Annotated in this window: 18 protein-coding genes; 7 read left to right on the plus strand and 11 right to left on the minus strand. The window is 71.8% G+C overall.

Annotation, left to right across the window (positions count from 1 at the left end; translation table 11 throughout):
* Positions 1–2 precede the first annotated feature (2 nt).
* Complete coding sequence (locus ELQ40_RS18255) at positions 3–1,094, minus strand: metal ABC transporter substrate-binding protein (RefSeq protein WP_127794968.1); 1,092 nt, start codon at positions 1,092–1,094, stop codon at positions 3–5.
* Positions 1,095–1,230: 136 nt separating this feature from the next.
* Between ELQ40_RS18255 and ELQ40_RS18260 the strand changes: the two genes are divergently transcribed.
* Positions 1,231–1,716 (plus strand): GNAT family N-acetyltransferase, encoded by a 486-nt coding sequence (locus ELQ40_RS18260; RefSeq protein WP_164863698.1) that lies wholly within the window; start codon positions 1,231–1,233, stop codon positions 1,714–1,716.
* Between the two features lie 51 nt (positions 1,717–1,767).
* On the opposite strand, the gene ELQ40_RS18265 is transcribed toward ELQ40_RS18260, so the two are convergent.
* From ELQ40_RS18265 to ELQ40_RS18280, 4 genes are all read right to left on the minus strand, one after another.
* Entirely contained in the window at positions 1,768–3,201 is a 1,434-nt protein-coding gene (locus tag ELQ40_RS18265) for a dihydrolipoamide acetyltransferase family protein (protein WP_127794970.1), read from the minus strand.
* A gap of 82 nt (positions 3,202–3,283) precedes the next feature.
* Positions 3,284–4,243, minus strand: a complete 960-nt coding sequence (locus ELQ40_RS18270; RefSeq protein ID WP_240666073.1) for an alpha-ketoacid dehydrogenase subunit beta — start codon at positions 4,241–4,243, stop codon at positions 3,284–3,286.
* Between the two features lie 158 nt (positions 4,244–4,401).
* The gene (locus ELQ40_RS18275; protein WP_127794971.1) at positions 4,402–5,535 is read right to left on the minus strand and encodes a thiamine pyrophosphate-dependent dehydrogenase E1 component subunit alpha; all 1,134 of its coding nucleotides are present in this window, start codon (positions 5,533–5,535) and stop codon (positions 4,402–4,404) included.
* A gap of 86 nt (positions 5,536–5,621) precedes the next feature.
* Positions 5,622–6,704 carry a histidinol-phosphate transaminase gene (locus ELQ40_RS18280; RefSeq protein WP_127794972.1) on the minus strand — a complete coding sequence of 361 codons (1,083 nt, stop codon included), beginning with the start codon at positions 6,702–6,704 and terminating at the stop codon, positions 5,622–5,624.
* A gap of 78 nt (positions 6,705–6,782) precedes the next feature.
* Between ELQ40_RS18280 and ELQ40_RS18285 the strand changes: the two genes are divergently transcribed.
* Positions 6,783–7,166: a phage holin family protein gene (locus tag ELQ40_RS18285; protein ID WP_127794973.1), complete on the plus strand. Its 384-nt coding sequence runs from the start codon at positions 6,783–6,785 to the stop codon at positions 7,164–7,166.
* Between the two features lie 6 nt (positions 7,167–7,172).
* Here the strand turns inward: ELQ40_RS18285 and ELQ40_RS18290 are convergent, their stop codons facing one another.
* The 4 genes from ELQ40_RS18290 to ELQ40_RS18305 all read right to left on the minus strand — a co-directional run bounded on the left by ELQ40_RS18290 (position 7,173) and on the right by ELQ40_RS18305 (position 11,623).
* On the minus strand, positions 7,173–8,690 hold the full coding sequence (locus ELQ40_RS18290) for a hypothetical protein (protein ID WP_127794974.1): 1,518 nt from the start codon (positions 8,688–8,690) through the stop codon (positions 7,173–7,175).
* A complete protein-coding gene (locus tag ELQ40_RS18295; protein WP_127794975.1) occupies positions 8,687–9,058 on the minus strand; it encodes a hypothetical protein in 372 nt (123 codons plus the stop codon). Before ELQ40_RS18295 ends, ELQ40_RS18290 begins: the two co-directional genes overlap by 4 nt.
* A 230-nt stretch (positions 9,059–9,288) precedes the next feature.
* Positions 9,289–10,587, minus strand: coding sequence for an epoxide hydrolase family protein (locus ELQ40_RS18300; protein ID WP_127794976.1), 1,299 nt, complete (start codon positions 10,585–10,587; stop codon positions 9,289–9,291).
* An 88-nt stretch (positions 10,588–10,675) separates the two neighbouring features.
* Positions 10,676–11,623 carry a phosphotransferase gene (locus ELQ40_RS18305; RefSeq protein ID WP_127794977.1) on the minus strand — a complete coding sequence of 316 codons (948 nt, stop codon included), beginning with the start codon at positions 11,621–11,623 and terminating at the stop codon, positions 10,676–10,678.
* A 105-nt stretch (positions 11,624–11,728) separates the two neighbouring features.
* Between ELQ40_RS18305 and ELQ40_RS18310 the strand changes: the two genes are divergently transcribed.
* Together ELQ40_RS18310 and purB are read left to right on the plus strand one after the other, a co-directional pair.
* Entirely contained in the window at positions 11,729–12,256 is a 528-nt protein-coding gene (locus tag ELQ40_RS18310; protein ID WP_370296503.1) for a low molecular weight protein-tyrosine-phosphatase, read from the plus strand.
* Positions 12,253–13,632, plus strand: a complete 1,380-nt coding sequence (gene purB / locus ELQ40_RS18315; protein ID WP_127794979.1) for an adenylosuccinate lyase — start codon at positions 12,253–12,255, stop codon at positions 13,630–13,632. The genes ELQ40_RS18310 and purB overlap by 4 nt, the downstream gene beginning before the upstream one ends.
* A 30-nt stretch (positions 13,633–13,662) precedes the next feature.
* On the opposite strand, the gene ELQ40_RS18320 is transcribed toward purB, so the two are convergent.
* Positions 13,663–13,956 (minus strand): hypothetical protein, encoded by a 294-nt coding sequence (locus tag ELQ40_RS18320; RefSeq protein WP_127794980.1) that lies wholly within the window; start codon positions 13,954–13,956, stop codon positions 13,663–13,665.
* Complete coding sequence (locus tag ELQ40_RS18325; protein WP_127794981.1) at positions 13,953–14,573, minus strand: hypothetical protein; 621 nt, start codon at positions 14,571–14,573, stop codon at positions 13,953–13,955. Before ELQ40_RS18325 ends, ELQ40_RS18320 begins: the two co-directional genes overlap by 4 nt.
* Positions 14,574–14,811: 238 nt before the next feature.
* Here ELQ40_RS18325 and ELQ40_RS18330 point away from each other — a divergent pair, with 238 nt between their 5' ends.
* Genes ELQ40_RS18330 through ELQ40_RS18340 form a run of 3 tightly spaced genes read left to right on the plus strand, consistent with a single transcriptional unit; the run spans position 14,812 to position 20,329 of the window.
* Entirely contained in the window at positions 14,812–16,332 is a 1,521-nt protein-coding gene (locus ELQ40_RS18330; protein ID WP_127794982.1) for a pyridoxal-dependent decarboxylase, read from the plus strand.
* Positions 16,329–17,795, plus strand: a complete 1,467-nt coding sequence (locus ELQ40_RS18335; protein ID WP_127794983.1) for a lysine N(6)-hydroxylase/L-ornithine N(5)-oxygenase family protein — start codon at positions 16,329–16,331, stop codon at positions 17,793–17,795. Before ELQ40_RS18330 ends, ELQ40_RS18335 begins: the two co-directional genes overlap by 4 nt.
* 11 nt (positions 17,796–17,806) lie before the next feature.
* Entirely contained in the window at positions 17,807–20,329 is a 2,523-nt protein-coding gene (locus ELQ40_RS18340) for a GNAT family N-acetyltransferase (RefSeq protein ID WP_127794984.1), read from the plus strand.
* The last annotated feature ends 9 nt before the right edge of the window (positions 20,330–20,338 follow it).

Below are 20,338 nucleotides of genomic sequence, written 5' to 3' on the forward strand. Positions count from 1 at the left end.
GGCTATTCTTCCAGCGCCGCCGGGAGCGCGGAAGCCTCGACGCCCCACGACTCGAGGATCAGCCGCACGTTGTGCACCTGGCTGCCGAGGTAGGTCGCGCCGTCGCTGCCTGCGACGCCGAGCGAGTCGGCGTACAGCGAGTCCTCGCCGGAGTAGACCGCGACACCCGCCTCGCTCGCGATCGTCTCGGCCGCCTTGGGCGAGATCGAGCTCTCCGAGAACACGGCCTTCACGCCGGTCTCGCGGATGTCCGCGACGAGCTGGTCGATCTCGGCGGCGCTCGGCTCGGCGTTGTCGTCGAAGCTCGGGATGATGCTGCCGACGAAGGTGATGCCGTACTCGTCGACGAAGTAGGTGAAGGCGTCGTGGTTGCTCACCAGCAGGCGCTGGTCGGCGGGCACGGGGTCCACGTTCTCGGTGATCCACGCGTCGAGCGCCCCGAGCTTCGCGAGGTACGCCTCCTCGTTCGCTTCGACGGCCTCGGCGTCCACGCCCTCGACCTCGGCGAGCCCGTGCGCGATGCTGTGCACCATCGCCTCGGCGTTCGCCGTCGAGGTCCAGATGTGCGGGTTGCCCTCGGCGTGCTCGTGGTCGTGCTCGCCCTCGGCGTGATCGTGCTCGCCCTCGGCGTGCTCCTCGCCCTCGGCGTGGTCGTGCTCGTCTTCGGCGTGGGTCTCCTCGCCCTCGTGCTCGTGCGTCCCCTCGAGGTGGATGCCCTCGCTCGCATCGATGAGCAGTCCGTCGAACCCGGAGGCCTCGATCGCGTCGTCGAGCCATTCCTCGAGCCCGGCACCGTTGATCACGAGCGCATCGGCTGCGGCGAGCGCACTGAGCTGGGCCGCCGACGGGTCGAACGAGTGCGCGCTGGCGCCCGGCTGGAGCAGTTGCTCGAACTCGGCGCCCTCCCCCAGCACCTCGCGCGTGAAGTCGCCGACCTGCGTGGTGGTCGCCACGATCTTCGGTCCGTCGCCGGAGTCCGCACCGGATGCCCCTCCACCGGCGCACCCGGCGAGCGCGAGCGTCGCGGCGCCGAGGATCGCTGCGGAGACGGTGATGCGGGAACGCGCGGAGGCGCGACGGGTCGAACTGGGCATGTCGGGAGTCTACGCTAACTGATAATGATTGTCGAAACCGCTCTCAGTACCCTGGCCGTCACCGAACCCCGGCCGTCACCGATCGTTTCCACGGGCGCGGTGGCGATCTCCAGGTCGAGGTGAGAGGGTGAAGTACGTGGATACGACGACGTCCCCCCTCTCGCTGCACCCGTTCACCCTCGACGACGCGCGGCGCATCCGGTCCGGCGAGCTCGACCCCGCCGACGGCTGGGAGGGCGGCTACTCCTTCATCGACGAGCCCGAGCTCATCGACCAGTACGTCGCCGCCGTGCTCGAAGACGGCGACCCCGCACCGTTCGGGCCCCACCTCGTGCGCCGCGGCGCGGACGGCGCCGCGATCGGCGGCGTGAACCTGTTCGGTCCGGCCGACGCCGATGGAGCGGTCGAGTTCGCGTTCGGCCTCGTCCCCGCGGTGCGCGGACAGGGCCTCTCGGTGCACGCGGTGGTCGCGGCGGTCGACATCATCCGCGCAGCGGGCGGGCGCATCGCGCGCGCCGAGGCCGAGATCGCGAACGTCCCCGCACGCCGTGCGCTCGAGGCCGCGGGCCTCGCCGAGGCATCACGGCACGACGACGTGATCGTCTACGAGCAACGGCTCTGACGACCGCCGGCGCCGCACCGCGGGTCGCCGCGGGTGCGCCCGCGCTCGGCGTCACTCCAGCAGGAGCGCGGGCTCCTCGATGATCGACGCGACATCCGCGACGAAGCGCGAGACCACGTCGCCGTCGACCACCCGGTGATCGAACGATCCGCCGATCGTCGTGACGAAGCGAGGACGCACCTCGCCGTCGACGACCCAGGGCTTCTGCCTGATCGTGCCGAGCGCGACGATGCCGACCTCGCCCGGGTTGAGGATCGGCGTTCCCGTGTCCATGCCGAACACGCCGATGTTCGTGATCGTGATCGTGCCGTTCTGCATCTCTGCCGGCTGCGTCTTGCCCTCGCGCGCCGTGAGCGTCAGCTGCTCGAGGGCGGTCGCGAGCTCGACCATCGACATGTCCTGCGCGTTCTTGACGTTCGGCACGATGAGCCCGCGCGGCGTCGCCGCAGCGATGCCGAGGTTCACGTAGTGCTTGACGATGATCTCGTCGTCGGTCCACTGCGCGTTGACGGTCGGGTTCCGGCGCACCGCCCACAGCATGGCCTTCGCCATGATGAGCAGCGGCGAGATCCGGATGCCCGCGTAGTCGGGTGAGGCCTTCAGCCGCTTGAGGTACTCCATCGTTCGGGTGGCATCGACATCGACGAAGACGGATACATGCGGCGCGGAGAATGCACTCTGCACCATCGCCTGCGCGATCGCCTTGCGCACGCCCTTCACGGGGATGCGGGTCTCGCGGTCGGCCGGCTGCTCGGGGGTCTGGATGTTGCGGAACACGCTCGCCTGGCTCGCCTCGCGGATCACGTCGTCCCGCGTGATGTCGCCGATCGGCCCGGTCGGGGTCACCCGCGAGAGGTCGACGCCGAGGTCCTTCGCGAGCTTGCGGATGGGCGGCTTCGCGAACACCTGCACGTCGGGCGCGGGCGGTGCGGCAGCGACCCCGGCGGACGCCGCCGGTGCCGATGCCGCGGCGGATGCCGCCGGCGGCACGGGCTGGGTCTCGGGCGACGGCGGGATGACCCGCGGCGCGGGCGTGGCCGGGCGGGCGAGCGTCTCGTGCGCGCCACCGGGCGAGGGGTGCCGGCGTCGACGGCTGCGCGCCGGACCCTGGCTGCCGTGGCCCACGAGCACCGCGCCGCCCTCGGCGTCGGCCTCTGAGCCCGCCTGCGCGGCCGGCTGCGCGGGTGCTTCCGCGGCGGCATCCGGCGAGACGGCAGGGACCGCGCCGGATGCCTCGGCGCCCGCCTCCGTCCGGATCACGAGGATCGGCGTGCCGACGTCGACCGTCACGCCCTCGTCGACGAGCAGCTCCGACACGACGCCCTCGAACGCGCTCGGCAGCTCGACGAGCGACTTCGCCGTCTCGATCTCGACGAACACCTGGTCGAGTTCGAGGCGGTCGCCGGGGGAGACGCGCCACTGCACGATCTCGGCCTCGGTCAGGCCCTCGCCGACGTCGGGCAGTGGGAACCGGATCTCGCTCATGCCTTCACCCTTTCACCGCGTGTATCGCCGAACCCGCATACGCGGTGCGCGCCGTCGCGCGCGCCATCGGACCGCATCGTCATCAGAACGCGAGCGCCCGATCGACGGCCTCGAGCACCCGGTCGGGGCTCGGCAGGAACTCCGCCTCGAGCGATGCCGGCGGGAACGGGGTGTCGAACCCCGAGACCCGCAGCACCGGGGCCTCGAGCGAGTAGAACGCCCGCTCGGCGACCGTCGCGGCGATCTCGGATCCGACCGAGACGTTGCCGTACGCCTCCTGCGCGACGACGAGTCTCCCGGTGCGGTGCACCGAATCGAGCAGGGGGCCGTAGTCGATGGGGGAGATGCTCCGCAGGTCGACCACCTCCAGGCTCGTGCCCTCCTCGGCGGCGATGTCGGCGGCCTGCAGCAGCGTCGACACCATCGCGCCGTGCCCCACGACGGTCACGTCGGTGCCCTGCCGGACGACGCGGCTCGCGTGGAGCGGCAGACCCGCGTGGTCGAGGTCGACCGCGCCCTTCGGCCAGTACCGGCTCTTCGGCTCGAAGTACAGGACCGGGTCGTTCGACTCGATCGCCTCGCGGATCATCCAGTACGCGTCGTGCGGGTTCGACGGGCTCACGACCCGCAGGCCCGGGGTGTGCGCGAAGTACGCCTCGGGGCTCTCCTGGTGGTGCTCGATCGACCCGATGTGACCGCCGTACGGCACGCGGATGACGACGGGCATCGACACCGAACCGTCGTGCCGGAGCGTCTGCCGGGAGAGCTGCGTCGTGATCTGGTCGAACGCGGGGAAGATGAAGCCGTCGAACTGGATCTCGACGACGGGGCGATAGCCGCGCATCGCGAGGCCGATCGCCGTGCCGACGATGCCCGACTCGGCCAGCGGGGTGTCGAGCACGCGATGCTCGCCGAATTCCGCCTTCAGGCCCTCGGTGACGCGGAACACCCCGCCGAGCGAACCGATGTCCTCGCCCATCAGCAGGACCTTCTCGTCGTCGCGGAGCGCGTCGCGAAGGCCCGCGTTGATCGCCTTGGCCATCGAGAGGGTCCGCACGCCGCGCACGGCGTCGGCAGAGGCATCCGACCGGGTCGCGTCGACCTCGGCGTCGTTCACCGTCGTGTCGGCCGGTGTCGTATGTGCCACCGCGGCCTCCGTTCCCTGTTCCATGCCGGATGCGGCATACGTTGCGCCCGTGCTCATGCGACGTCTCCGTCGAGGCTGCGTTCGAAGCGGTCGAGCCAGGCGTACTGGTCCTGCATGAGCGGGTGCGGCTCCGAGTAGACGTGCTCGAAGATCACCTCGCGGGTCGGCGCCGGCAGCTCGAGCGCACGCCGACGCACATCGGATGCCGCGTCCTGCGCCTCGGCCTCGGCCTCGTCGAAGAACGCCGCAGAAGCGCCGCGGCCCTCGAGCCAGGTGCGGTACCGGGTGATCGGGTCGCGCAGCTCCCAGTAGTCGACCTCGTCCTGCGTGCGGTACTTCGTGGGATCGTCCGCGGTCGTGTGCGCGCCCATGCGGTAGGTGACGGCCTCGATGAAGCTCGGGCCGAGGCCCGAACGCGCCTCCTCGAGGGCCGTGCGGCTCACGGCGTAGCTGACGAGCACGTCGTTGCCGTCGATGCGCACCCCCGGCATGCCGAAGCCACCGCCGCGGCGCGAGATCGGGCTCCGCGACTGGCGCGAGACCGGCACCGAGATCGCCCACTGGTTGTTCTGCACGAGGAAGACCTGCGGCGTCTGGTAGCTCGCGGCGAAGACCAGTGCCTCGTTCGCATCGCCCTGCGAGGTCGAACCGTCGCCGAAGTAGACGAGGACGGCCTGATCTCGCTCGGGATCGCCGGTCGCGGTCGCCCCGTCGAACGTCATGCCCATCGCGTACCCGGTCGCGTGCAGCGTCTGCGATGCGAGCACGAGCGTGTAGAGGTGGAAGTTGCCGTTCTCCTCGGGCTTCCATCCGCCGAGCGTGATGCCGCGCAGCAGCGAGAGGATCTTCACCGGGTCGAGGCCGCGGATCATGCCGACGATGTGCTCGCGATACGACGGGAAGATGTGGTCCTGCGGCCGGGCGGCTCGCGCCGAGCCGACCTGCGCCGCCTCCTGGCCGTGGCTCGGCACCCACAGGGCGAGCTGGCCCTGCCGCTGCAGGTTCGCGCCGGCGATGTCGATGCGGCGCGAGACGAGCATGTCGCGGTAGAACTGCTCGAGCTCGGCGTCGGCGAGCGCCTCGATCACGGGGAGGAACTGCTCGGCCTCGGGCGTCGGGCGCAGTTCGCCGTCATGCGTCAGGAGCTGGAGCGTCGGCGCGGAGAAGTCTCGTTCAAGGGCGGCCACCGTTCCACGCTACCCGCTCGCGGCACGACCCTACTTGTGGAACTCCGACAACCTCTCCGAAGACCCTTCGAGGTTGACCACAGCGATCAGCGCTTCGCGAGCGGCCGCAGCGTCTCGACGACGACGTCGACGGATGCCTCGTCGCCCACGCTGATGCGCACGCCGTCACCCGGGAACGGCCTCGCCACCACGCCCGCGTCCCAGAGCGCCTCGGCCGCCTCGACCGTCGCCTCGCCGGCGGGCAGCCACACGAAGTTGCCCTGGGCATGCGGCACGGGCCATCCGGTCGCACGCAGCGCATCCGCGAGCCGGTCGCGCCGGTCGGCGAGCACTCCGACGCGCTCGAGCAGCTCGGCCTCCGCCTCGGGTTGGAGCGACGCGATCGCGGCCGCGGTGGATGCCGCCGTCACGCTGAGCGGTACGAGCGTGGCGCGTGCCGCGTCGAGGATCGGAACCGGCCCGATCGCGTAACCCACGCGCAGGCCCGCGAGCCCGTACGCCTTCGAGAACGTCCGCAGGATCACCAGGTTCGGGTAGCGACCCAGCAGCGTCGCGCCGTCGACGGATGCCTCATCGCGGACGAACTCGATGTACGCCTCGTCGAGCAGCACGAGGAGGTCGGCAGGCACCTTGGCCATGAACGCCTCGAACTCGTCGGCGGTGACGATGACGCCGGTCGGGTTGTTGGGGGAGCAGACGATGACGACGCGCGTCCGGTCGGTGACCGCCGCGGCGAGTGCGTCGAGCTCGTGCCCGTGATCGGCCCGGTTCGGCACCTGCACGCTCGTCGCACCCGACACCGTCACCAGCCCGGGATATGCCTCGAACGACCGCCACGCGTAGACGACCTCGTCGCCGGCGCCGGCAGCCGCCTGGATGAACGCGGCGAGCAGCGACACGGATCCGCCGCCGATGATGACCTCGTCGGCCGTGACGCCGAACCGCTGCGCGAGCGCCTCGCGCAGGGCGAGCGCCGTGGCATCGGGGTAGCGGTTGATGGTCGCTGCCGTCGCGGCGACCGCATCGCGCACCGAGGGGAGCGGATCGAACGGGTTCTCGTTGCTCGAGAGCTTGTGGCCGCCCTCCGGAGCCGGCCGCCCCTGGCGATACGGCGGCAGCGCCGCGATCTCGGCGCGCAGGCGGACGGGGGTGGGCTCCGGTGCATTCACGCCCTCCACCGTACCCCGCGACGTGGGCGCGCCGGGCGGCCTCTGGGCGTGCGCGACGGGCTCTGCCAGAGTGTGCACATGCGCTTCCTCATCAAGATCGTCGTCGTCGCGTTCGCACTGTGGCTCACGACGCTGCTGGTCGCCGGCGTGAAGGTCGTGCCGTGGGAGGACACGACCGTCGCGACGATCGTCACCTACCTGCTGGTGGCGCTCATCTTCGGGCTCGTGAACGCCATCGTCGGCACGTTCATCCGCATCGTCGCGTTCCCGCTGTACCTCCTCACGCTCGGGCTCATCTCGTTCATCGTGAACGGCCTGCTGCTCCTCCTCGTCGACTGGATCTCGGGGCTGATGGGCTTCGGCCTCGAGGTCGAGAGCTTCTGGTGGGGCGTGCTGGGCGCGTTCGTGCTCGGTCTGTTCAGCTGGCTGATCGGGCTCGTCGTCCGGCCGTCGTCGGACTGAGCCGGGTCATCCGCTCCGCGGCACCCGGGTCGCGATCCATTCGGTGCGCTCGCCCGTCGCGCCGCGCGTGAAGTCGCGCACGGCGGCCTCGAAGTCGAGCACCCGCTGGTCCTCCGAGCCGTCGACGCGCGCGGCGGTCTCGCGGTAACGCTCGAGGGAGTGTGCGGCGAGCAGGTCGTCGTCGGCCGCGTCGTCGAGCAGGGTGCGACGGATCGAGACGAAACCCGCCGAGCCGGTTTCTACACCGCCCGTCGCCGGGACCGGGTCTTCCCGGTGCTCGATCGAGAGGACTGGAACGTCACCCGTGCGCGCCGCGTCGCTCGGCGATCCGAGCGTCAGCGCACCGGCCACCGCGAGGTCGTCGGCGCGCGCCAGGTCGGCGGCGGCGATGCCTCCGGCGGAGAAGCCCACGGGCAGCACCCGGTCGCCGGGTCGCATCCCCGCCTCTGCGAGCGCAAGCCGCACCGCGCGCTCGGCCGCACCGGACGACTCCGGTGTCGCGGGCGCGAACCAGGAGTCGTCGCCGACGGCGGCGAGGTTGTTCAGCATGTCGAGCGGCTGGCTCCCGCCGAAGCCGGTGAGCTCCACCGTGCCGGAGATGTAGACGATGAAGCGCTGCTCGCCGCCGACCACATACCGCTCGACCGCGATCTGCGGCTCGCCGTCGACCGGGTGGGGGATCCGGCGGGCGAGCTCGCCGACGCCGGCGGGCGGCGGCACGGATGCCCCGGCCGTCGTTGCGGGCGCTCCTTCGGGGATGCCGGCTGCCGCACCCGCCGCTCGCGTCCTGGTGCTCGTTCCTGCGCCGCCGCCCGGTACCGACTGGACGATCTGCACGGGCCGTTCGACCGGCGCTCGGATGCCGAGCACCCCGAGGCCGGCGGCCGCGGAGAGCAGGAGCGCGGCGTTCTCGGGCGTGCGCAGCATCGGGCCCACGAGCGCCTGCACCGGCAACGGCAGCTGCAGCGCCGCCATGACCGCCTCGTCGACGAGCCCGCCCGCGGCCCGAACCGACCGGACGAGGGCTGGATCGGCGAGGATGCGGCGCCATGCGGCGTCGGGATCCCACGCACCCGCCGTCGCACCACCGATCCCGAGCAGGAGCGCAAGGAGCGGGCTCACCGCAGCGGTCGCGCCCATCGCGGTGCCGAACGCCGGATTCTCCCCGAACGCGTGACCGCCGACCCGCGACCCGAGCTCCCACATCGAACGGATCATCAGCTCGGCGTCGCCGTAACCGGTCGCGGCGGTGTCGAGCGCGTGGCGGAGCTCAGCAGCCTCTGCCGAGGCATCCCGCAGCGCCGCGACCGCCCGGTCGATCGACCAGGACGGATCGTCGCCCACCCGGCCCTGCACCGACCCGTGGTGGCTGGATTCCCACAGCTCGCGCCCGACCCGCGAGAGTCGCTGCTCCCAGTCGTGGCATCGGGCGGTCGCCGAGCCGAGCCGGCCCGCCTCACGCATGAGTTCGCCGAGGTCGACCGACGTGCCGCCCGCGGAACGCACCGTCAGCTCGTCGGTCACGCTCCCGCCCCTCGACCGCCGACTCCGCCGAACCCACCGATCCCACCGATCCCACCGAACCCGCTTCCGGCGTTCGCCGCGTTGCGGAGCTCGATCGCCTCGCGGAGCAGTTCCTCGCGTGCCCGCTCGGTCTCGTCGACCGCCGCGCGCACACGACCGGCGAGCCGCCGAAGCGCCGTGTCGTAGCGGTCGGCGGCCTCGCCGCCCCACCGCCGCGCGGTCGACTCCGCGACCCCGGCCGTGAACCCCCGCATCTCGTCGAGCACGGCGTCGACGAGCCGGAGTTGTCGTTCGACCGCGCCCAACCGGTGCGCCGCTCCCGGGTTCGGGGCGGCACCCGCGACATCGGGTTCCCTCGTCTGCTCCACCCGACAACCCTCCGCCCGCACCGCATCGCGCTCCCGGCCGCAGGCATGATCCGTGCACCGACCGTCGAGGCGCCCGCTGTGGAGGACCGGCAGAACCGGAATCAGGAGATCGAAAGCTGCTCAGGACGAAACGTGCAGAACGCTCCTGATTGGCTTCCGATCTCCTGAATCCAGCACTTGCCTCTCCTGAATCCAGCACCTGCCTCGCCGCCATCCAGCCCGGTCTGCGGTCACCCGACGGCGAGCGCGGAGTCGGACGGCTCACGGAGCGACGCCGCGAACGTCCGAAGGTCCGCGACGACCGCCTCGGGCACCTCGAGCGCGGCGAAATGCCCGCCCTCGGCCTCGACGGTGTACCGCTGCACGTCGAAGAACCGGTCGCAGAACACGCGCGGCGCCGAGGCGATGTCGTCCGGGAAGATCTGCATCGCGGTCGGCACGTCGATCTTCAGCGACCAGCCGCCTGCGTCGTCGGAGCCGGCGCCCCAGGCACCTTCCGCTGCGGCATCCGTTGACGGCGCGGCATCCGACCACGCAGCATCCGTCGGTGCAGCGTCCGCAGGCGCAGCATCCGTAGACCATGCAGCGTCCGCGTCCGACCCGGCATCCCACTCGGAGCCCTCCTCGTCCCACTCGGTGCCTTCGGAGTACAGCCGCATCGACGAGCGGATGGTGCCGGCGACCCAGTAGGTCATCACGTTCGTGAGGAAGTCGTCGTCGCTAATCGGCGAGGTGGCGAGCCGCTCGAAGTGGTCGCGGAGCCACGCGGCGAGCCCGACGGGCGAGTCGCTCAGCGCGTAGCTGAGGGTGAGCGGACGGTGCGACTGCACCGGGATGTAGTAGCCGTCCTTCTCGCCCCACGCGTCGACGGCCTCGAGGTAGGCGCGTTCCTCGTCGTCGACCTCGGCGCGGTCGACCATGAACAGGTCGATGAAGGGCAGGTCGGTCAGGTGCATCCCGATGACGCGCTCGGGGAACGCCCGGGCCACCTCCTGCGCGACGACGGAACCCCAGTCGCCGCCGTGCACCATGAACCGCTCGTAGCCGAGGCCCGACATCAGCTCGCCGAGCTGCTGCGCGATCTGCGCGGCCCGCAGCTCGCCCGCGGGGGGCTGCGACGAGAAGTCGAAGCCGGGCAGCGACGGCACCACGACGTGGAACGGGACGTCGGCCGAGGCATCCGTCAGCGGGGCGATCAGGTGCCGGTAGCGCACGAACGAGTCCGCCCAGCCGTGCAGCAGCAGGATCGGCACGGCATCGGCATCCTCCGACGGCGCGTGCACGACGTGCAGGGTGGCGCCACCGACCTCGGCCATGAGGTGCGGGACGGCGTTCAGCGCCGCCTGCTCGGCCGGCCAGTCGTAGCCGTCGAGCCAGTACTCGGCGAGCGCGCGCACCGACGGCAGCGTCGGACCGGTGCCTGGGACTCCGTCGCCCGCCTCGTTCGGCCAGCGCGTGTTGCGCAGCCGGGCGGCGAGGTCGTCCAGGACCTCCGCCGGGACGTCGATGCGGAAGGGGGTGGTGTGCATGACTGCTCCGATCTCTCGATCTCACGGCGTGAGATCCGCTGATGAGACCAGTGTTCCGATCTATGCGGACAGAAACGGTCCGCATTGATCACGGATCGCTCAAGACCTCGGGGATGGTCTCGGTCGCCATCCGGCCGAGCCGACCGCCGGCGCCGGTCGTCGTGAGGATGGCGACCGCCAGCACCAGTGCCCAGCCGCGTGCGCGGGCCCACGTCGCGGCATCCGTGCGCCCGGCCGCGTCGACCGCGCCTCGGAACTCTGCCCTCCCCGCGTCGTCGAAGGTGAGCCACGCGGTCGCCAGGTCGGTCGCCGGGTCGCCGGCGGTGAGGTCCCCGAAGTCGAGGACGGCCGCGAGCGCACCGGGCGGGCCGCCGGAATCGGATGCCCCGCGCAGCAGCAGGTTCGCGGGGTGCAGGTCGCCGTGCACCCACACCGGCGCAGCATCGTGCACAGGTGCCGCGACCGCGGCCGCCCAGACGGCCGCCAGCTCCGCCATCGTCGCATCCGGCAGGGCTGCCGCGAGCTCGGGCGATGAGAGGCGCTCGCGCATCCCCGCGTCGCGGTCGGCGAGCGGCACGCCGCGGAACGGACTGCGCGGGGCGCCCGCCGGCGCCGGCGCACCCAGCGCGCCGACGAACGCGGCGAGCGCCGCGGCCGAAGGACCTCGCGACGCGCGGTCGACGGATGCCGCCTCCTCGCCCTCGAACCACGGCACGATGCTCCAGGCGTAGGGGTAGCCGGCCGCGGGCGCACCCCGGCGCACCGGCGCCGGCACCGGAACCGGGAGTGCCGGCGCGAGCTCCGGCAGCCATCGCAGCTCGCGCTCGATGAGCTGCGCGCCGAGCTCGCGACGGGGCATCCGCACCGCGTACCGGTCGCCCAGGCGGAAGATCACGTTGTCCCAGCCGTTCGCGACGAGCTCGACCGTGGCCGGTGCCACTGCGCCCGGCCCGACCAGGTCGGGATGCTGCTCGGCGACCAGGCGGCGCACGAGCGCCGCGTCGACGTGCACGTCCGGGGGAGGGGCATCCGTCATCGATTCCTCCTGGGATCGGGGCGCTCGGTACCGCGTCGCGGATGCGCCAGAGTACCCCCGAATTCGGTGGTGTGCCGCGCCACGATCTGCTCCACAATGGGACCCATGACGCGTGCGGAACCCGAAGGGGCCGCAGCGCAGCCGTTCCGGGTGTCGTTCGTCTGCACCGGCAACATCTGCCGGTCTCCGATGGCGGAGGTGGTGCTGCGCTCGCTGGCCGACCGCGCGGGGCTCGACGGGGCGCTCGCGATCGAGTCCGCCGCGACCGGCGACTGGCACGTCGGCGAGCAGGCCGACCAGCGCACCATCGACGCCCTCGAACGTGCCGGCTACGACGGCTCCCGCCATCGGGCGCGCCAGTTCGACCCGATGCGGTTCCCCGAGCTCGACCTCGTCGTCGCCTTCGATCGCGGCCAAGCGCGCATCCTGCGCAACTGGGCCCGGTCGGCGGTCGACCAGCACAAGGTGCGACTGCTGCTCGAGTTCGACCCCGAACTCGCCGCGCTCCAGGACGTTCCCGACCCGTACTACTCCGATGCGGAAACCTTCGATCGAGTTCTTGGGATGATAGAGCGGTCGACTCAGTCGCTCTTCCGGCAACTCGCCCCCGCTCTCAGACAAGGAATCCGTTGATGTCGCTGCCCGTCCAGCCCCTCAGCCCGCTCGATGGACGCTACCGCGCTGCGGTCGGCGAACTGGGTGAGCACCTCTCGGAGGCGGGCCTCAACCGGGCCCGCGTGCACGTCGAGGTCGAGTGGCTCATCGCCCAGACCGACCGCGGATTCTTCGGCACGTCGCCGCTCGGCGATGAGCAGAAGGCGGCGCTGCGCAGCGTCGTCGACGGCTTCGGCCAGGCCGACATCGACGAGCTCGCGACGCTCGAGGCGACGACCCGCCACGACGTGAAGGCCGTCGAGTACTACGTGCGCCGCCGCCTCGAGCAGCTCGGCCTCGACGACATCGCCGAGCTCACGCACTTCGCCTGCACGAGCGAGGACATCAACAACCTGTCGTACGCGATCACCGTGCGCGACGCCGTCGAGCACGTCTGGCTGCCCAAGTACCGCGCCGTGATCGAGACGATCGCCGCGCTCGCCCGGGAGCACCGCGACGCCGCGATGCTGTCGCGCACGCACGGCCAGCCCGCGACGCCCTCGACGATGGGCAAGGAGCTCGCGGTCTTCGCGCACCGCCTGCAGCGCATCGCCGCGCAGATCGACGGCACCGAGTACCTCGGCAAGTTCTCGGGTGCGACCGGCACGTTCTCGGCGCACGTCGTCGCCGCACCGGATGTCTCGTGGCCCGAGGTGTCGCGCGAGTTCGTCGAGTCGCTCGGCCTCACGTGGAACCCGCTCACGACCCAGATCGAGTCGCACGACTGGCAGGCCGAGCTCTACGCCCGCATCTCGCACGCGAACCGCGTGCTGCACAACCTCGCGACCGACGTCTGGACCTACATCTCGCTCGGGTACTTCCGGCAGATCCCGGCCGCCGGCGCCACCGGCTCCTCGACCATGCCGCACAAGGTCAACCCGATCCGCTTCGAGAACGCCGAGGCCAACCTCGAGCTGTCGTCGGCGGTGCTCGACTCGCTCGCCGCGACGCTCGTCACCTCTCGCCTCCAGCGCGACCTCACCGACTCGAGCGCCCAGCGCAACATCGGCGTCGGATTCGGGCACTCGCTGCTCGCGCTCGACAACATCCAGCGCGGCCTCGGCGAGATCGACCTCGACCGCGCGCTGCTGCTCGACGACCTCGACCACAACTGGGAGGTGCTCGGCGAGGCGATCCAGACGGTCATCCGCGCCGAGGTCGTCGCCGGCCGATCGACGATCAGCGACCCCTACGCGCTGCTCAAGGAGCTCACCCGCGGCAAGCGGGTCGGCGCCGCCGAGCTCGCCGAATTCGTGCAGGGCCTCGAGATCGGCGACGAAGCGAAGCAGCGCCTGCTCGCGCTGACGCCCGCGACCTACGTCGGCATCGCCGACGACCTCATCGACGCGCTGTAGGGCGAAGACGGGCGGGTCAGCGCCAGCGGGTCAGTGCCCGCGGGTCGGCGGCTCGCCGGGACCGTCGCCGCGGTCGCCGGGCTGACCGTCGCCGAGCTCGGCGCGCTCCGAGGCATCCGGCTTGATCGCCATCTGCAGGAGCGCGAGCATCACCAGCACGATGATGAACACGGCGCCCGCGCCGATCAGCGTGATCGTCCAGTCGCGGGTGCCGGCCAGCGCGATGATGCCGACGAAGACGGCGGCGATCGCCGCGCCGCCGACGTACTCGACCGGCCGCAGGAGTTCGCGCCGGCTCGGCTGGTGGTCGGGCTGAGGGCTCACGAGTTGGGCTCCGATCGGGGCGCGTCGGAGCGCGGGTCGGCGTGCTCGGCGGGCTCGGCCGGCTCGGCGGGTGCGCCGTCGCCCTTGAGCGACAGTCCGCCGATCACGAGCAGCACGCCGACGATGACGAGGTAGGCCCCGAGCAGTCCGACGATGCTCACGGGGTCGAAGGGGAAGACGAGGAACGCGATCGCGGCGAGCGCGGTCGCACCGCCGACGAGGAGCCAGTCGCGCGATGCCGAGGTGCGGCGACCCGCCCGGAGGCCGGCGAGCAGCTCGAGCACGCCGGTCGCGGCGGCCCACGCGATCACGAGGACGACGAGGAACCGCAGGTCGGGTACGACGATCAGCGAGAGGATGCCGGCGATCGCGGTGAGCACCGCCTGGACGGCGAAGATCCAGCGGATGCCCCGATCGACGAGGAACCGCAGCGCGAGCGCACCCACCACGACGCCGGAGACGACGGCCCAGACGCCGAACACGAGCTGGCCGAGCGCGACCGAGTGGTCCTGCGAGAACGTGATGACGATCGCGGGCGCGATCGCGAGGATGCCCCTGACGATGGGGACCACCCGGTAGCCGTCCCGGATGGGCGCAGCGGTGTGGACCTCGGCCACGTGGACCTCTTTCGCGTCGGAGGGGGTTGCCGATCCATCCTACGCGGCCGCTTGCTGGGAGCCCGCCCGACGCCATCGCGGCCCGTTCCGTCACACGGGGTCATCACTCCGGGACGTTGAAACGATGCGGGTCGACGCTCGGGCGCGAAGCTGCTAACTTAGGCAAGCCTCACCTCAGAAAACCCCCCTTTCGGGGGGTGACTTCGCATGCCCGCGCACCCTCGAGAAGGAGTCGCACGTGACCGAGATCCTCACCCAACGCACCGCAGCCGACTACGCCGAACAGGTGGGCGACGTCGTGCAACGCCTCGCCGGCCGCATCGCGACCGTCGAACGCCCATTCAGCGGCGCAGCCCGTGACGACCTCCAGCGAGCGGTCGACCGGGTTCCGCTCGACGGCTCCGGCATCGGCACCAGGGCGGCCCTCGCCGAGATCGACGAGCTCTTCGTCCGGCACGCCGTCTGGTTCCACGACCCGGCGTACCTCGCGCACCTGAACTGCCCTGTGGCGGTGCCCGCCGTCGCCGCCGAGGCCATCGTCTCGGCGGTGAACGCCTCGCTCGACACCTACGACCAGTCCACCTCGGGCACGCTGATCGAGCGCCGCCTCGTCGAGTGGACCGCGGGCCGCATCGGCTTCGCCGCCGGCGACGGCGTATTCACCTCGGGTGGAACGCAGTCGAACCTGCAGGCGCTGCTGCTCGCCCGCGAGGCCGCGCTCACCGCGGCAGGATCCCCACGCGGGCGCGCCCGCGTCGAGGCCCAGGCCGACCTGGTGGTGCTCGCCACCGGATACAGCCACTTCAGCGTGCAGAAGTCCGCGCTGCTGCTCGGCCTCGCCGACGATGCCGTCGTACTCGTCGGCTCCGACGACCTCGGCCGGATGGACCCGGCAGCGCTCGAGGCCTCCCTCATCGCACTGCGAGCCGCCGGCCGGCGGCCGATGGCCGTCGTCGCGACCGCCGGCACCACGGACCGCGGCTGCATCGACCCGCTCGGCGACCTCGCCGAGGTCTGCGAACGGCACGACGTGTGGTTGCACGTCGACGCGGCCTACGGATGCGGGCTGCTCGTCTCGCCGACCCGCCGCGGGCTCATCGACGGCATCGAGCGCGCCCGGTCGGTGACCGTGGACTACCACAAGAGCTTCTTCCAGCCCGTGTCCTCGAGCGCCCTCATCGTGCGCGACGGCGCCGACCTCGCGCCGATCGCGTGGCACGCCGACTACCTCAACCCCCTCGCGAACGCCGAGCCGAACCAGGTCGACAAGTCGCTGCAGACCACCCGGCGCTTCGACGCCCTGAAGCTCTGGGCGACGATCCGCGCGCTCGGCGCCGACGGCATCGGCGCGGCATTCGACCGCGTGCTCGACCTCGCGGCGGAGGTGCACGGTGCGCTGGCGGAGGCATCCGACATCGAACTGGTCGGAACCACGCAGCTCAGCACCGTGCTGTTCCGGTACGCACCAGCCGGATGCTCCGAGGCCGAGGCCGACCGCCTGGTCGCGCTCACCCGCCGCGTGCTGTTCGAGTCCGGCCGCGCGCACGTCGCGAAGACGGTCATCGAGGGGCGCCCGTGCCTCAAGTTCACGCTGCTCAACCCCGAGACGACGCTCGAGCAGGTGCTCGCGGTCGTCGACCTGATCCGCGCGACCGGCGACGCGCTGCTGGACGCCGAGCACCTCGACGACGTCGACCTGGGCGCGATCGGCCTCGGCGCGATCGGGCTGGGCGCGGTCGGCCTGGAGGCTGCGCGATGAGCGGCGCACGTGCGACCGACGCGGGCGGGTCCCGCGTCCACGACCTCGTCGGCATCGGGATCGGCCCGTTCAACCTCGGGCTGGCGTGCCTGGCCGAGCCGCTCGACCTCGATGCGGTGTTCCTCGACGCCGCCGGCGGCTTCCGCTGGCACCACGGCATGATGCTCGAGGGCGCCACGATCCAGGTGCCGTTCCTCGCCGACCTCGTGTCGATGGCCGACCCGACCTCGCGCTTCTCGTTCCTCAACTGGCTCAAGCAGCAGGGACGGCTCTACCCGTTCTACATCCGCGAGAGCTTCTACCCGCTGCGCGCCGAGTACGACGCGTACTGCCGGTGGGCGAGCGAGCAGCTCATGTCACTGCGCTGGGGCCGCCGTGTCGTCGCGGTCGAGCACGAGGCATCCGACGACTGCTTCGTCGTGCGCTCGGAACTCGCCGGCGGCGGCATCGAGACCGTGCGCGCCCGCCACGTCGTGCTCGGCGTCGGCACCGAGCCGAAGGTGCCCGCGGCGCTGGCCGGGGTCGCCGACCGGCTCGTGCACAGCGCCGAGTACCTGCACCGACGCGACGAGCTCGTCTCGGCGCCGTCGATCGCGATCATCGGCAGCGGACAGTCGGCCGCCGAGATCTACCGCGACCTGCTCGAGGAGATCGACGTGCACGAGTACCGGCTCGACTGGATCACCCGGTCGCCGCGGTTCTTCCCGATGGAGTACACGAAGCTCACGCTCGAGATGACCTCGCCCGAGTACACCGAGCACTTCCACGGCCTGCCGCTGTCGCTGCGCGAGCAGCTCGGCCGCGAGCAGCGGGGCCTCTACAAGGGCATCTCGGGCGACCTGATCGATGAGATCTACGACACGCTCTACCGCAAGAGCGCCGCGCGTCGGGTGCCGACGACGCTGCTCACCGACACCGAACTCCTGACGGCCCGGGTCGGGGATTCCGTGTCGGATGCTGCTGCGCCGGATGCCACGGGGTCGGATGCCTCGGGCGCGGATGCCTCGGGCGTCGCGTTGCGGCTCCGCCACAACCAGCTCGGCGAGGAGTACGACTGGCATGCCGCGAAGGTGGTGCTCGCGACCGGGTACACGCCGCGGGTGCCCGCGTTCCTCGACCCGGTCGGCGAGCTCGTCGACCGCGACGCGCTCGGTCGCCTCGACGTCGCCCTCGACTACTCGGTCGACGGCGGACGCCGGCGCATCTTCGTGCAGAACGCCGAGGAGCACACGCACGGGCTGACCGCGCCCGACCTCGGGTTCGGGGCGTGGCGCAACTCCAACATCCTCGCCGCGGTCCTCGGCTCGGCGCCGGGGGAGGAGCCGTACCCGATCGAGCGTCGCATCGCGTTCCAGGAGTTCGGTGTCCCGGCCGCCGCCGGGCGCGGGCCCGTCGACGCCGCGGTGCGCCCTGCCGGCACCCGCGTTCCCGCCCGCGACCTCGCCACCGAGACATCCCGATGAGAGGCCTCCCGATGAGCATCACCGACCTGGACACCACCGCACGCGCGCACGACGGATGGGGCTACCGCATCGACAGCCCCGCCGGGACCCTCGAGATCGTCCGGCTCGATGCCGCCCGCGACGCCGAGCTCGTGCAGGGCTGGCTCGCCGACCCGCACTCGGCCTTCTGGCAGATGGGCGACCTCGACATCGACGAGGTGCGCGACTACTTCACCGGCGTCGCCGCCGACCCGGCCCAGGACGCGTGGCTCGGCCTGCGCGACGGCGAAGCGTCGTTCCTCGTCGAGACGTACGACCCGGCGCGCGTGCTCCTGACCGACGTGCACGAGTCCGCCCCGGGCGACCTCGGCATGCACCTGCTCGTCGCACCGCCGCGCGGCGCCCACGTGCCCGGGCTCACGAGCGCCGTCATGGCCGCCGTCGTCGCGTTCTGCTTCGAGCACCGAGGGGCCGCGCGCGTCGTCGTCGAGCCCGACGTGCGCAACGACGCGATCGCCCGCAAGAACGCCGAGGTCGGGTTCGCCGTGCTCCGCGAGGTCGACCTGCCGGGCAAGCGCGCCGCGCTGTCGGTGCTCGACCGCGCGACGTGGGCGCGGCTCGCAGCCGAGGCATTCGCGCGGCGCGACGAGGCATCCGCGCTCCCAGGCGGGGCATCCGGCAGTCGCGACGAGGCATCCGCTCGTCCTGCGGAACCGGCGCTCCCGATCGCACCGCATCTCACGCCCGCCGCGATGGCGGCCGCGCAGCAGCACCTCGTCGCGAAGGCGATCGCCGAGTTCACGCACGAGCGGCTGCTCGCACCGACCGCCGAGGGTGAGACCGGGCCGGACGGGCTCGGCCGGTACCGGCTCGACACGGGCGTCTCGATCTACCGGTTCACGGCACGCCGCCACGCGCTCGAGCACTGGGCGATCGAGGAGCCGACCCTCGAGCGGCTCGTGGCCGGGCGGCCCGCTCCGCTCGACGCGCAGGAGCTCGTGATCGAGCTGCAGTCGGCGTTGGGCATCCCAGACGCCCTGCTGTCGACGTACCTGGAGGAGCTCGCGTCGACGCTCGCCAGCGCCGCGTTCAAGTCGGCACGGGGTGGGCTGCCGGCGGCCGAACTGGCTGCGGCCGACTTCCAGGCGATCGAGGCGGGCATGACCGAGGGGCATCCCGGATTCGTCGCGAACAACGGGCGCATCGGCTTCGGGCTCGACGAGTTCGCCGCCTTCGCACCCGAATCCGGCGCCGACGTGCACCTCGTCTGGCTCGCCGCGAGGCGCGACGCGAGCCACCTCGCCCTCGGGGCGGGCCTCACCGAAGCATCCCTGTACGACACCGAACTCGGCTCCGAGGTCGTCGCGGCCTTCTCCCAGCGCCTGCGCGGACTCGGTCTCGACCCGGCCGAGTACCGCTGGTTGCCGGTGCATCCCTGGCAGTGGCAGCACCGCATCGCGGTGACCTTCGCACCCGAGGTCGCACGTCGCGACCTCGTGCCGGTCGGGGTCGGCCGCGACGCGTACCGCGCGCAGCAGTCGATCCGCACGTTCTTCAACACGACCCGGCCCGACCGGTCGTACGTGAAGACGGCGCTCGCGATCCAGAACATGGGGTTCCTGCGGGGGCTCTCGCCCGCGTACATGCGCCACACCCCCGCGATCAACGATTGGGTCGCCGACCTCGTCTCGGCCGACGCGACGCTGCGCGCCGCGCGGTTCGAGGTGCTGCGCGAGCATGCGTCGATCGGGTACACCGGCGACGCGTACCACCGCACCACGGCGCCGTCGGCGCACCGCAAGATGGTCGCCGCGCTATGGCGCGAGAGCCCGATCCCGCGGCTCGCCGGCCGTGAGCGGCTCGCGACGATGGCGTCCCTCCTGCACCGGGATGCCTCGGGCGCCTCGGTCGCGACCGCGCTCGTGCGCGCCTCGGGAGTGCCGACCGCCGAGTGGCTGCGCGCCTACCTCGACGCGTACCTCAGGCCCGTGGTGCACACCCTGCTCGCCCACGACCTCGCGTTCATGCCGCACGGCGAAAACGTCATCCTCGTGCTCGACGAGCACGTCGTGAGCCGCGTGTTCATGAAGGACATCGGCGAGGAGGTCGCCGTGCTCACCGATCGCGCACTGCCCGCCGAGGTCGAGCGCGTCCGCCAGCCGGTGGATGCCTCCGAGCGCGCCCTCGCGATCTTCACCGACGTGTTCGACGGCGTGCTCCGCCACCTCGCGGCGATCCTCGACGGCGACGGCACGCTGCCCGAGGCCGCGTTCTGGCAGCTCGTCGCCGAGTGCATCGACCGGCACGCCACCGAGCACCCCGGCCTGGACTCCACCGTCGACCTGCGCGCCGACCGCTTCGCCCACTCCTGCCTGAACCGCCTGCAGCTGCGCAACACGCTGCAGATGGTCGACCTCGCGAACCAGTCGTCGTCGCTGCTGTATGCAGGAACCATGGCCAATCCGATCGCGAGGGTTCCTGCCCCGCACGCCCCGACCGCCCGTGCGTCTACGTCGACGCCGACGCCGACGCCGACGCCGCAGGCCGGGGGGTGAGGTGACCGA

The organism is Agromyces sp. LHK192 (genome assembly GCF_004006235.1).
GTDB lineage: Bacteria > Actinomycetota > Actinomycetes > Actinomycetales > Microbacteriaceae > Agromyces.

What these genes read in the sequence shown, in the direction of transcription:
- ELQ40_RS18255 (WP_127794968.1), bottom strand. Translation starts at nt 1,094, where the DNA reads ATGCCCAGTTCGACCCGTCGCGCCTCCGCGCGTTCCCGCATCACCGTC.
- ELQ40_RS18265 (WP_127794970.1), bottom strand. Translation starts at nt 3,201, where the DNA reads ATGAGCGAGATCCGGTTCCCACTGCCCGACGTCGGCGAGGGCCTGACC.
- ELQ40_RS18270 (WP_240666073.1), bottom strand. Translation starts at nt 4,243, where the DNA reads ATGGCCAAGGCGATCAACGCGGGCCTTCGCGACGCGCTCCGCGACGAC.
- ELQ40_RS18285 (WP_127794973.1), top strand. Translation starts at nt 6,783, where the DNA reads ATGCGCTTCCTCATCAAGATCGTCGTCGTCGCGTTCGCACTGTGGCTC.
- ELQ40_RS18300 (WP_127794976.1), bottom strand. Translation starts at nt 10,587, where the DNA reads ATGCACACCACCCCCTTCCGCATCGACGTCCCGGCGGAGGTCCTGGAC.
- ELQ40_RS18305 (WP_127794977.1), bottom strand. Translation starts at nt 11,623, where the DNA reads ATGACGGATGCCCCTCCCCCGGACGTGCACGTCGACGCGGCGCTCGTG.
- ELQ40_RS18310 (WP_370296503.1), top strand. Translation starts at nt 11,729, where the DNA reads ATGACGCGTGCGGAACCCGAAGGGGCCGCAGCGCAGCCGTTCCGGGTG.
- ELQ40_RS18335 (WP_127794983.1), top strand. Translation starts at nt 16,329, where the DNA reads ATGAGCGGCGCACGTGCGACCGACGCGGGCGGGTCCCGCGTCCACGAC.
- ELQ40_RS18340 (WP_127794984.1), top strand. Translation starts at nt 17,807, where the DNA reads ATGAGCATCACCGACCTGGACACCACCGCACGCGCGCACGACGGATGG.